Below are 12,328 nucleotides of genomic sequence, written 5' to 3' on the forward strand. Positions count from 1 at the left end.
TGGAGCACATTATTGTTCTTTCCTATAAGGACAAAGCCTATTGAATAGACAGTAACGACATTCCCAATCCCAGCGTGGATGCACTTTATCATCTATTGTCTCTTTGACGCGTGTCTCGAGAATGCCAGTATCTTCCCAAGGATCTATAGAGTATTCTACAATCCTATCAGGTGTTATATATATCAACACACCTTTCTTAGCGCCTGTAAAGAGTAAATAGAATCTTATTTGTTCAATATGATGATAATGAGGGGTGCCTTGGCTTGATCTGGCAGTCTTTATTTCAACAACAATACCTTTATCTGGATCATATGCATCAATACGTCCTTTAACATGATATTGTTTCTCACCTATACTCACTATAGTTTCAACAGGGTATTCTACTTTGAATCCCTTTGCTGAGAGAATTTCTTCAAGCCCGCGATGTACAAGATCACCCAGCACGTGTGGTGGCTCAAAAGCAAAAGTAAGTTCAGGTAATACATGTCTTAAATGATATTTATGACTACACGATACCAGGTCTGTAACATATATTATCGATGGGTCAATTAGTTCATTATATCTCTCTTTAAAATCCCTATATTTCTCCTCATACAAAATCTTAGTGATTACATCAGATGACAAGAATTCTTCAAGCAATACATTCAACCCCGTAAACCCAAGCATATATCCCAGAGAATACTATATTAGGACTATAGATATTAAAGAGTCTTCAGGATATTACCAGGTGATGAAGACACACCCTTTGACGACAGAGAATGGATGACGAAAGTGGCCAGGGCTGATTACTTGTTTTTATTTCTAAGAATCATTTCAAGATAAGTTTCTTCAACAACTTCATAGTTTATTTTTAACATATCAATAACGTTCTTGATTTCTTCTTCACTACACTCTATTTCAACAAAGAACCCTAATTTTTCTACATAATCCAATGATATAAGGCATCTCCCTAGTTTATAGTATTCTCTTTTCTTCTTAATGACTGCCACATCTTTAAAGCCAAGTTTCTTAAGCAAATAATCCATGTCTACGCATGAACTTACGCGTACTTCTACTTCTTCACGCTTTTTGAAAAGCCCTTCTTCTCTAGGACCCTTGTATGTAATTACACATTCAACAGTATTTCCCTTACGTATTTCACGTAATCTAAGAGCTTCATCTGTTCTCGAAAAGTCTCTGACTGGATGCTGATAATACGTATCGTGTTCCTCGACTGTATACAAGTATACAGCATTTATTTTCTCAAGAATTTTTTTGATATACTCTTTACTGGAAAAAGGCCTGATCTTTACTTCTGTCTCAATCATGTTGGAAGCACCAGTATACCCGTCCAATAGAGAGTGAAGACAACTGCTACAGAAATAAAAGTAGATACAAGTGTTGCCGTTGAGACCAACTCTTGGTTCCACTGGTATATGCGGGCAATGATTATATTAGTTAATGCCGGGGGCATAAATGCTTCTACCAATATCTGATAAAACGCTTCTATAGGCAAATTAAGCCATGACATTAGCACGATGTGTATTAGTGGAGATAAAGTTATCCTATAGAGTGTTATAGAAGCTATTGGCTTAGTATACCTGGTTAAACCAGTAATATCAAGCGGTAAAGCATATCCCATTACAAATGCTGAACCATACGTCACAATTACTGATATGAATGGCTTAACAACCGCTAGAGAAAAGTATAGTTCATAGGAAAAGTAGTGGATAATGTTACCAAATATGAAGCCATAGAGGACAGGTATTGACAGAATTGTCTTTAGTATATTCCTGCTACCTCCTAGTATACCTCCTACCGTTAAATGCAAAACCATTGTAATCAATGCATACATTGCAGCATACTTTATATTACCATAAAGTACCATTACCACGGGAAAACCAAGATATATTGTATTCTGGAATATCGATGTTAAAACAAATGCTTTTTTAAACCTAGGATCTGGTTCACGCACCATAACCCATAGTATAATTAGCGAAATAAAAACATATAGTAATGATACAATAGATATTGAGAAGTCTGCAAGAGATAATCCTCTTTCAGCAAATATCGTCACGAAAAGCACTGGCAAGAGAATATAGTAGATAAGTTTTGTCAAGTAATTCATCGGCTCTTCAATAAGTTTTGATCTATTAAAGCGTTTGCCCAGGAATTTCACAGAATATCCTGTAAATATTGTCGCAAACAAAATAGTTATCTCTAGCATACCAGGCATCTACTAGTTCCACCTCCGCAGAGATCTTCTACGTTTACGCTGTTCCCCATAAGTTTCTAACTACTTTAATTAACTCAGATAACACTCTTTCAACATCATTACACGTCAAAGGCAAGCTCTTAGTTTCCCTATCATGAACGGGGTTTTTCATGCCAAGAAGGCCTGCTACGAATGCTGGCAACCCATACTCTAGACCGGGGCCATAACCTCCCTCAAGTATGCTAACAACAGGTTTTCCTAGTTCTCTTAGTTTTATACCAATATTATAATATGTATTAGAGGATATCATCAATTCAGCCATTCCATCGCCTTTGTATCCATCAAATCCTGCTGATACAAGTATAATTTGTGGATCGTAATCTTTTATTAAATTGATCGCAAACTCTAAAGCCTTGTTGTAGCAATCATCCCCAGCCATAGGAGGTAATGGTATATTTATATTGTAGCCTTTTCCTCTACCTTCGCCTATCTCGTCTATGTATCCCGAATTAAAGGGATACAGTGATTTGGGATCTTGATGGATACTTATGAACAAAACCTTATCCTGTTTATAGAATATTTCCTGAGTACCATTACCGTGATGTACATCAATATCAAGAATGACAACACCTTCATAGCCATTGTTCAAAATAGTTTTTGCAGCACCAGCTACATTATTGAATAAACAAAATCCTTGTGTTGGCGCTCCACAAGCTTTACCTCCAATACCTGTATGGTGTCCCGGCGGTCTTACCAAGAGAAGGTAATTATTTTTCTTCTCAATAGAGTCGAGAGAGTAGTGTATAGCTGAGCCAAATGCATATAATGCTGTCTCAAGAGAATCTTTAACAACATAAGTATCAGGATCTATTTCCGCAGGAGCTTTAGAGACAAGATCAACAACATAGTCTATATAACCTTTTGCATGTACAACCTCGAGATCCTTAATATCGGCCTTGACAGGTTTAAACCATTCAACAACATTTTTTAGCCCATAACGTGCAATAGCTCTTAAGGCTTTCCTCAATCGTACAGGATGCTCAGGATGGGGACGCCATGGTTTATGTCCTGTAGCAAAGATTTCTCCGTAGACTATGCCAAGAGAGCTCATGGAACTCACCCGCTAGAAAATAAATTTAATGATTATGAGTTTACACCACCTCCATGAGCGATATAGTAAATCCTTGTGTTTTATGAATATGAGGGTAAAGCCTCTGTATTCTTGTGTCTATAAAGCTTCTGCTACCAATAAAGGGTTTTTGGTTAAGTAACTCAACATAACCTTCCCTCTCGAAAGACTTTACAATATCCTCGTTTTCTTCAACTGTCACTGTACAAGTCGAGTATAATATCTTGGTCCCTCTCCTAGCTCTTTTGACAATATTATTAATTAGCCTATACTGTGTTCTCACTAATTCTTTAAGCATATTCTTTGTTAAATGTAATTTGAGTTCCGGCTGTAGAGACATACGCCCAATACCGCTACAAGGAGGATCTATAATAACTACATTGATCTTATCCATAGCCCTAAGTGGCATATACATGGAGGAATCTGTAGCTATAAACAATATTCTTTCTTTCAAACCAAGCCTCTTTGCCAGCTTAACAGCATCAATAAGCATTGACAAAGAGATGTCTTGTGCATATACCCTTGCTGCACCAAGTTGTGCTAAATGTGTTGTCTTAAGTCCTGCTCCTGCAGACACGTCAAGCACATTCTTATTATGCACATCAACTATATGACCTGTAAGTATACTTGCTTTATCCTGAATTACATAGTATCCTAGCTTATACAATTTTGTTTTAGCCAATGCACCTCTACTACCCTTCACAACCTCAAGGCAATCATATAGATCTTTATCCTTCTTTACATGGAAACCTTCATCCCGCAGGAGAACAATTAAATTATCAGACTTAATTCTATGTGTTGATACACGAAGCCATGTCGTGGGGTCCCGTAACAACGATTTTAGAAATGATTCAAGATTAGGGATCCTAGCTCTTTGTAGATACTTTAGCAACCACATAGGAAAAGAATATGCTATATGTAGTCTTCCTGTCCGTACAAGGTTGCTCCTAATGTTCTCATAATCAATATCTTTGAGACTAAATATCTCTGTTGGAATTCCCATTTTGTCAACAATTTTCTTTAGCCTACTTATTTTCGCCTTATCCCTACCCAGAGTTAAAGAATACGTAATCACACGCAACAACCATTTCTTTAAACAAGAATACCTCTTAACATTAATCCCAATCGAATCCAAGAGATAGTCAAGGAAGATATAATTCCTTAAAACACCGAGGGTTATTACACGAACAACTGGTTTCATGAATTCAAGCTCCTTGTTTCTTGTAAAGAAACTAGTTGCTACGTCTCTCAAGCTTTTTCTTCTTTTTTCAACATAGGCAAGTATTCTAGCTGCGACTTCTTCAGGATACATTTTGACTAACCCTTATGACGTTACTCTTTTAATCTCCTTCTTTAACCTAGGTTAAATGGGGCGTAAATTTGTCGTCGCTACTAAGAGTAAGACCAACAAAAATAGAGTTAATAAGGCTTAGGAGGAGGCTTGAGCTATCAAAGAAAGTCCATAAGATCCTTAGAGAAAGACTAACTATCCTTGTAAACGAGTTCTTAACCAGGATTAGAGAAGCTATAGAATTAAGAAGAAACGTGTCAGTAACTTTTCTTAGCGTGTACAGAGAAGCAATAGCCCTCTACGGGTTCTTTGGCGAAAAACTCCTTGAGCATACAGTAAATACCACAAAAAAGCCTTCTGAAGTAATCATAGGTCATGAGAACATCATGGGCATAAAAGCATTGTCAACACAATTTATTAAAGGAGAATACGTTGAAACACCTGTTGTTCAGGACATCAATGTATTCAGAGAAAAATCAATACAGTTGATCCAACAAATAATAGAGCTTGGAGAAATAGAGAGAGCACTATACTCGCTCGGAAGAGAAATTATTAGAACCAAGAGGAAAGTTAATGCACTTGAATACATATTGATTCCACAGCTAAGAAATACGATAAAGTATCTTCAAATGAAGTTTGAAGAAAGGGAAAGAGAAGAGAAGGCTAGGTTAAAGCGCGTGAAGGCACTTTTGGAGAGGAGAAGAAGTGGAGTCTAATGACTACATCGATAAACTTTTACGTGAAGAGCTAAGGATAGTGAATAAACATTTACCATACAAGAGAATTTCTTTAGAAGAATTATTGAAGGAAGATATTCCCCACATAGTGCTAAGAGATGGTTCTGTGCATCTATTTAAAAAAGAGGAGCTTACGCTATTAAGTAATATTATTCCAAAAGAGAAGTGGAGCGAACTAAAACTACCCATAATAATAGAAGCTAATCTTTCTCTTGGTGAACATATATATGTCGTCAGGGAACCAATTGCTGCTTACGCCATAGCTAAAATTCTTGAGAAAGAAGATTATCGCATACCATTAATTATTTACGGTAAAGAATTACCTATCATTAGAAAGAAACTAAGAACAACCACAACAATAGTCTTCTTACCCTAGGAATAATTAGTGAATGGTGATTTTGATGGATATAGTGTATTACATAGGTATAGCTGCTTCAAGCGAAGAACCCGTACCAAGCATTCTAGAGAGCAATGCCAGAGAGTTTATTGATGAACTTTTGGAATTCAAAAATAATATTCGTCTTGTATTGGGTGGATACTGGGGCTTAATGAAGATTATCGCTGATTACGCCAAAAACAAGGGTATAGAAGTAATATTTATTCTACCAGAATTTCCACGAAGTACTCCTCCAAGAGTAAAAGAATTTATTCCTATACATACTGAGCTTGGCTACAAAACAAGGAGTGTAATACTTACATCAACAAGTGATGTGCTGGTTTGTCTTGGTGGACGTATTGGCTCTATAATAGAGATCATGCTAGCTTATGGGTTTAGCAAACCTGTTGTTATACTAAGAGGGTACAATATGGATACTGATAAAGTAGAAGAGGCTTTTGGAGAATACATTGACTCACGAAAATTAGCTAAAGTATATTATGCTTCAACAGGGCGTGAAGCAGCAAAAATTGTATTGAATCTTCTTGGACTAACTACATAATTAGTACTTCGATATTACATGTAAAGACTTGCTCTCTGGAGTGCATGCAACAATTTATTGATATCAATGTCTTTAGGAACTCTGACAATAGCGAGATTAGGGTGCCCGGCTATATCGAGGGCTATACCTTCTCCTAAGAGATACTTGGCAACCCTATAGGCTTTCCCACCAGAAGCCTTGATTATAAGCAAGTCATAGTTCTTTGTCGTAGTAAAGAGGACAGCCACAGGCGATTTAAGGATGTGCGCTATTTTTGATGCAAGTGCTGTCGAGCCACGTTTCTTCCATTTACGTCGTGCATCAACAAATTTTAAGTAGCCAACTTTCTGTGCAGACAAGGCTAGGTCTGTTGCAATACTCTTAAGTTCTTCATCCCTTTTCTTCACTGCTTCACGTACTTTTTCAAGTATTCTAGGATCAAGAGGCTGTGGTAAAGGCAGTGGATTTGCAAGCCATTTTACAATAGTAATCCATATTTCCTCATCTCTCCTTATAGTTAATGCCTTTGAGAATAGAGATACCATCTCAAGCATCTTCATATACTCTTTAGGCACCCTAATACCCTTATCCATAAACGATACCGTTTCAACAAATATTCTCAATCTATCAGTCACAGGGACATTATTTTTACGCAATACATCGTAAACTAACTTAGCAGTAGGTTCTCTTCCAACATAAAGTTCATCAACAAGTTCTTTTAATCTATTCACATTGTTTAATGTCGATATATGGTGATCAAAAAATATAATCTTCTTTATACCTATATGTTCTTTCATAAGTCTGAAAACATTCTCCATTTTAGGAAAATACGGTATGTCAAGCAGTACTATTGCATCATACGATGTTCTTAGCTCACTGATAAAGAATTTGAATTTCTCCGGATCAAAAGGCTTGAGATCAACTAGTGCCCGAGATTTTAATGGATATAACCCTAGTTTTTCCTGACTATACAATATTAAAGCAGACGCTATTATTCCATCAGCATCCCAATCTCCAGCTATGAATACCCTCGGTATTCTCTCTGGCCTTTTCATATGCAATCCCTTTGCTTTACACCACTAACTCCCATTGTACACCCAATATTTTTCTTTTACCAGGTTATCCTTATTGTCATTTATTTTTCAAATTCTTTGATAGACCAAGAAAGCCGCTACCCATTACTGCAAGTACTAGAGCATTAAATATTCTTTCAAAGATGGGTGATAAGTCTAAATGTATACTTCCATAGGATCCTATTGTAAGATCTATAACACCCCATCCAAACTTTACAAACACTACATAAAGCAGGATTATTGTTATTATTGATCCTATTACTGGTCCGTACAGTATGAATTCCTTTATTAGACTAGATACCACAGATAAGCCAATAAACATTATCAATAAGATTATATCGAATTCAATACTAATAGGTAGACCACTTATACTTGAAGAACCGCCAGTACTTGACAATAATGACTTAGAGACATAATCTAAAGCCGTAGAGATCGATGCAAACACAAGTAGGTATTGTATAACGCCTTTGACGCACCCTATAGCTATAGCTTTTGCTATCTTTGTTTTCGCTTGTTCCCTACTGATACTCGTGAAAAATACTGGCGCTACCATAACCAATCACCCACTTGGACTAAGAAGGATAAAGAATTGGTTCAACAACACGCCATCATCTGCATGATATATATTTACTTTCAGTACAACACCGCTTGAAACTGGTTCATTAATTATTGTTGCATCACTATAAACACCTTTTACTATGAATGATACAACTTCGTAATTTTTATTATTTAAATCAACTGTTTTAACTGTACTAAAAACTATTTTTGTACCTCTATACACCTCAACTTTTAATCTAGTATTGTACTCTACTGCTTCTTTAGGTTTATAGAATAGCATGAATACTCTAGTATGCGTGCTATTAATTTTCTCCACAGATAGTCTTGGCGTAAATAAGCTAGTTATTATATCCCTTGCTATGGTTGACGTGTTTATAGTAACTTTTTTCCCGTTAATTTCTTTCTGAACAGGATAATTTACTCTTAATGAAAGAAGCTCCGTAAACTCCTTCTCTATTTTCATAGTAAAATTCCTGCCATCAACTAATTCACTATATTTTATTTTCAAAGGTATAGTACCGCCATAAGTTGTTTTATCACCCTTTATTGTAAACGTAAATAGTTCTTGATCACCTACTAACAACGTAATTACCGTACCCTCAAGTGGCTTAGGATCCTCTATTTCAATCTTATAATCAAGTATAATCTCAATGTAATCATTTGTAACTTTATTCACACTAACGGGGACCAATACTAATTTTGCTTTAGAAATAGCGTTAGTAGCAGGTACTACTTTATCGTAATATTCAAAAGCAGTATATCCGGCAACAGCTATACCTGCTATTAAGAGCAGTATACCAATTAATTTCACTGCAAAAACAATAGCTTTACCCACATTTTACACCTTATGAAATATTTTAAACTAGTGACTATAAATTTTCTGTGATTGTTAAAAAATATATACCGTTTTCTATGCGTTAGCGGTAGTATTCAAGAATGTCTTTAGAACTTTTCAGGTAAAAACACTCTTTAAAAATCCAAATATACACTTACGGGTAAAGAATAAACTTAGGGTATAAGAGCATGGATCTAGCTAGTACAATAGATAAGTATTTATCATTAGTTGAAGAAGTCCTTTCAAGCAAAATAGATAATGTGTACAGAGATATCTCCTCTCGTCTAGAAAATCCCATAAACTATGTTCGTGAAACCGAGCCCAGTAGCCCTGTTTTCGAGGGCAACAAGATCATTCATGAAGTCGATGAGGGTACCTTATACAGGAAGAACGGAGAATGGGTAATATTGGGTGTTGATGGCAGTAGCCGGGCTGTAGATACGCCATATATGTTTCTAGGACTAGCCACCGTATCTATTTATTCGAGAATTCTAGGAGAAATTCTTGATCACCCTCCTCTTCCAGCTAAATATCTTCTTCCACCCATGGATATTCCTTTTATCGCAATTTCCCCTGATTTTCCATTGAATAAGGTTATCCCCGATGTTTTTCTTACAAGTCCTGCAGGTGTCCCCTATGACCGTGATTACAATAAGGCGCTTATACTAGATGAACTAAGGTTTACTCTTGAAAATACCGCTCTTCTTCATATAGCACAAAACACCAATTTAATAAGAAGTGTTTTAAGGCAAGAAGGAATACTTGTTTTCATCGATGGACCAGTCTATCCCGTCCCAAACCTGTTTAGGCAACACTATAATCTTGTCACCAAAAATTTGCCAAGCCGAGGTAGATTAGATGATTACGTTGCTAGTTGGAAAGAACTTCTAAAATATCGTCTCACCGCTATTAAGGCTCTTGAAAAACAAGGAGTCCCCGTTATAGGCATTGTTAAGAGAATAGAGTCTTCACGTTTACTTTTATCCACAAATAATTTTATTGAACTAGTAAAACAGCAGAAACTATGGGTTGGAGATCTTGGGAACGATCAAGCATTTATAGATTCCATATTAAGACTCATGCTTGCTAGGAAAAATATTACACAACCATATAGAGTAATGTATATAGGTCCTATAATCGTACCTGCCGAAGCAACATACTTAGATCATTATCTAGAGAACGTCCCAGATAAAATAGTATATTATGTTCTCATACCTTTGAACAAGTATGGTAGTGAAAAGATTATGTACACCTTATTTAGAGTTGAAGTAACCAAGAATTCGTATAAGCTTCTAGGTGAAGACTCCCTGTCTATCCTAGCTCCTGTTTTCAAGGATAGCATCTTATCAGGTACTACATTACCTGTCTCGATACTGTATGCTGACAAGAGGTCTAAAACATTAAGCAGGAGTTTAGCAAATATAATAGCTAGGGATCTGGAGAGAAGAGGTGTTCCACTAACTTACGATACAATAAGAACTATAGAGGCATATAATATTGGTGGTTGAGAATACGGTAAAAATCTATGAAGATTTAAAGAAGAAGATCGAGGCAGCCGAGAATATAGCAAGAGAACATGGTGTAATAATCGGCAGAGTATCAAGAAGCGCGCCATCAAGTATTAACGAAGAAGGAGGTATAGTAATATTTGATGTGGATCCCGAAGTTTACTTCACTAACTTCGAGGATATCGCCCGTAGTGGTGGATACTTAGCTGTAGTAGATATAAAATCAGGCGAGATCATAAGTCTCCGAATAATAGAGGTCACTAGAGAGGATCTTCTTGCACAACTCAACTTACCAGAATTCACTACAAGTCTTCCAAGACCAGAAGCAACCGGTCTTTTAACACGAACACGCGTCAAAGCAAAACCTCTCTTAGCCTACAATCCTGAGAATGGCGTTGTAAGTGTTGCAGGATATGTTATCGAACCACAGTCACCAATAATTAAGCCTACACGCGTTGATACCATACAGAAGATCTTAGGGCTACCTACTCAAGGAGTTTTCCTAGGATATGTAACCATAGGAGACCAACCGGCATTCAATGGTTTAACCCCACTTTATTTACCGCTAAAAGCTTTTTACCAACACGTCCTTGTCCTTGGAACAACAGGCTCTGGCAAAACTACATTACTTAAAAACCTTGTTTCAGCTTTTACAAGCTGTTATAATTTCGAGTGTAGTTTATTACACGAAAAACCTTCCATAATAGTAATGGATCCCAATAAAGACTATGTTCATTTGCCTCTAAAACCTCTGTGGGAGAAAACTGCCGGAATTAACTGGGACCTCGAAAAGAAACTTCTTGAAAACACCATGAAAAAAATTAGAAGACCAAAAGGATTGGTAATAATATTACCGATAACACAACATGTAATAGACAGGCTAATTACTGAGGAAACGACTTGGGTCAAGGCAATCCGAATCATAGCTGACGAATACTTCAAAGAAACCTATAAGTCCGTTATAGAACGAGTAGGCTGGAGGATAACAGATTACAATATAGAGGTAATAGATCAATCGTCAAAAGGAAGTCTTAGATATGCTTGTATAGAAGCCACCATTGACTACGGTAACAACGAGAAAGACTCAATAGAGTTATTCATAATACCATATGGGTTCAGATTTAAATACATGGAGCCACGAGAATTCATTGAGTTAAACCCGTTCTTTACACAACAAGCCAAAGATGCATTGTATAGGATATTGATTAGATTAAGAAAAGAAGGTGTAATATTCAATACATTAAATGAATTATATGAGGCAATCCAGCAAGCAAAAATTTTGAAGAGAGAAAGAAAACAAGCTACAACACCGGTGATCGAACCACGTAGAAATAAGATCCTTGAGCTCATTAATAGTTTTGCTATCCATAAAGCAACTTTAGATAACATAATAAGACAAATAGGCTCAATGATTGATACAGGATTTTTTGATATAAAGATACCTTGTAAGGAAACTCAGGAGAAAGATTGCTATCTCCCCGAACCAAGTATTGAGGTTATTCTAGAAAAACATTTGACTGATCTAAAAGGATATCCCATTGTTGTTGACCTAGAATATCTACAGGAAAATAGTCCTGGAGACCCAACACAAGCAATCTCGATAGCAGCTTTCAGAATTCTTAACAAGATCTTCTTATGGAAGTTGATTAAATCACGTTCACGAGAAATCTCGCAGCCCGTCCTCATACTTATGGATGAAGCACATAGATTCTTCCCAAGTAGAGGAGCCGCATCAACAGAATATATAGAACATGTATCAGCAATGATTGACAGAATAGCTCGCCTCGGAAGAGCCAGGAGACTAGGTATAATATTCTCCACACATTCACCCAAAGACGTACACGATATAATACTTCAGTTGACAAACACGAAAATAATTCTTAGAATGGATAAAAGTACAATAAATGTACTTGATATACCTAGTGAGTACAAGGACTTCATTATAAAAGCTAGTGACCGCGTAGGACTCATTAGAACGCATGCGCTAAGACTTGGATATACAACATTCCGTACACCCTTACCATTGGGAGGACACTATGATCTATCAGCTATATATGTCGCTGAAAAACAACAATAACTGGAAAGG

At 36.5% G+C, this 12,328-nt stretch carries 13 protein-coding genes; 5 read left to right on the forward strand and 8 right to left on the reverse strand.

Annotated elements, in window-relative coordinates; translation table 11 throughout:
• Positions 1-9: 9 nt before the first annotated feature.
• The 5 genes from cas4 to J4526_00975 all read right to left on the reverse strand — a co-directional run bounded on the left by cas4 (position 10) and on the right by J4526_00975 (position 4,635).
• Positions 10-639 carry a CRISPR-associated protein Cas4 gene (gene cas4, locus J4526_00955; protein WFO75498.1) on the reverse strand — a complete coding sequence of 210 codons (630 nt, stop codon included), beginning with the start codon at positions 637-639 and terminating at the stop codon, positions 10-12.
• A gap of 146 nt (positions 640-785) precedes the next feature.
• A complete protein-coding gene (cyaB, locus tag J4526_00960) occupies positions 786-1,307 on the reverse strand; it encodes a class IV adenylate cyclase (GenBank protein ID WFO75499.1) in 522 nt (173 codons plus the stop codon).
• A complete protein-coding gene (locus J4526_00965; GenBank protein ID WFO75500.1) occupies positions 1,304-2,215 on the reverse strand; it encodes an AEC family transporter in 912 nt (303 codons plus the stop codon). Before J4526_00965 ends, cyaB begins: the two co-directional genes overlap by 4 nt.
• 34 nt (positions 2,216-2,249) lie before the next feature.
• Entirely contained in the window at positions 2,250-3,305 is a 1,056-nt protein-coding gene (locus J4526_00970; GenBank protein WFO75501.1) for a histone deacetylase family protein, read from the reverse strand.
• A gap of 40 nt (positions 3,306-3,345) precedes the next feature.
• Entirely contained in the window at positions 3,346-4,635 is a 1,290-nt protein-coding gene (locus J4526_00975; protein ID WFO75502.1) for an RsmB/NOP family class I SAM-dependent RNA methyltransferase, read from the reverse strand.
• Between the two features lie 68 nt (positions 4,636-4,703).
• Between J4526_00975 and J4526_00980 the strand changes: the two genes are divergently transcribed.
• The 3 genes from J4526_00980 to J4526_00990 are packed head-to-tail and all read left to right on the forward strand — an operon-like array spanning position 4,704 to position 6,289.
• The gene (locus J4526_00980) at positions 4,704-5,330 is read left to right on the forward strand and encodes a V-type ATP synthase subunit D (GenBank protein ID WFO75503.1); all 627 of its coding nucleotides are present in this window, start codon (positions 4,704-4,706) and stop codon (positions 5,328-5,330) included.
• Complete coding sequence (locus J4526_00985; protein WFO75504.1) at positions 5,320-5,727, forward strand: DUF61 family protein; 408 nt, start codon at positions 5,320-5,322, stop codon at positions 5,725-5,727. The genes J4526_00980 and J4526_00985 overlap by 11 nt, the downstream gene beginning before the upstream one ends.
• Before the next feature lie 25 nt (positions 5,728-5,752).
• Positions 5,753-6,289 (forward strand): DNA transporter, encoded by a 537-nt coding sequence (locus J4526_00990; protein WFO75505.1) that lies wholly within the window; start codon positions 5,753-5,755, stop codon positions 6,287-6,289.
• A gap of 14 nt (positions 6,290-6,303) precedes the next feature.
• Here J4526_00990 and J4526_00995 read toward each other — a convergent pair whose 3' ends face one another.
• The 3 genes from J4526_00995 to J4526_01005 all read right to left on the reverse strand — a co-directional run bounded on the left by J4526_00995 (position 6,304) and on the right by J4526_01005 (position 8,734).
• The gene (locus tag J4526_00995; protein ID WFO75506.1) at positions 6,304-7,323 is read right to left on the reverse strand and encodes a phosphoesterase; all 1,020 of its coding nucleotides are present in this window, start codon (positions 7,321-7,323) and stop codon (positions 6,304-6,306) included.
• 76 nt (positions 7,324-7,399) lie between these two features.
• Entirely contained in the window at positions 7,400-7,894 is a 495-nt protein-coding gene (locus J4526_01000) for a hypothetical protein (protein ID WFO75507.1), read from the reverse strand.
• A gap of 6 nt (positions 7,895-7,900) precedes the next feature.
• Entirely contained in the window at positions 7,901-8,734 is an 834-nt protein-coding gene (locus J4526_01005) for a hypothetical protein (protein WFO75508.1), read from the reverse strand.
• 188 nt (positions 8,735-8,922) lie between these two features.
• Between J4526_01005 and J4526_01010 the strand changes: the two genes are divergently transcribed.
• Positions 8,923-10,242 (forward strand): DNA double-strand break repair nuclease NurA, encoded by a 1,320-nt coding sequence (locus J4526_01010; GenBank protein ID WFO75509.1) that lies wholly within the window; start codon positions 8,923-8,925, stop codon positions 10,240-10,242.
• A gap of 13 nt (positions 10,243-10,255) precedes the next feature.
• A complete protein-coding gene (locus J4526_01015; protein WFO76267.1) occupies positions 10,256-12,319 on the forward strand; it encodes an ATP-binding protein in 2,064 nt (687 codons plus the stop codon).
• Positions 12,320-12,328: the final 9 nt, after the last annotated feature.

Source organism: Desulfurococcaceae archaeon MEX13E-LK6-19 (genome assembly GCA_029637525.1).
In the GTDB taxonomy this organism is placed as follows: Archaea; Thermoproteota; Thermoprotei_A; order Sulfolobales; family Desulfurococcaceae; genus MEX13ELK6-19.

Bases quoted from the DNA above. Each gene is read 5' to 3' on its own strand.
- cyaB (WFO75499.1), bottom strand. From the start codon at position 1,307: ATGATTGAGACAGAAGTAAAGATCAGGCCTTTTTCCAGTAAAGAGTAT.
- J4526_00965 (WFO75500.1), bottom strand. From the start codon at position 2,215: ATGCCTGGTATGCTAGAGATAACTATTTTGTTTGCGACAATATTTACA.
- J4526_00970 (WFO75501.1), bottom strand. From the start codon at position 3,305: ATGAGCTCTCTTGGCATAGTCTACGGAGAAATCTTTGCTACAGGACAT.
- J4526_00975 (WFO75502.1), bottom strand. From the start codon at position 4,635: ATGTATCCTGAAGAAGTCGCAGCTAGAATACTTGCCTATGTTGAAAAA.
- J4526_00990 (WFO75505.1), top strand. From the start codon at position 5,753: ATGGATATAGTGTATTACATAGGTATAGCTGCTTCAAGCGAAGAACCC.
- J4526_00995 (WFO75506.1), bottom strand. From the start codon at position 7,323: ATGAAAAGGCCAGAGAGAATACCGAGGGTATTCATAGCTGGAGATTGG.
- J4526_01000 (WFO75507.1), bottom strand. From the start codon at position 7,894: ATGGTAGCGCCAGTATTTTTCACGAGTATCAGTAGGGAACAAGCGAAA.
- J4526_01010 (WFO75509.1), top strand. From the start codon at position 8,923: ATGGATCTAGCTAGTACAATAGATAAGTATTTATCATTAGTTGAAGAA.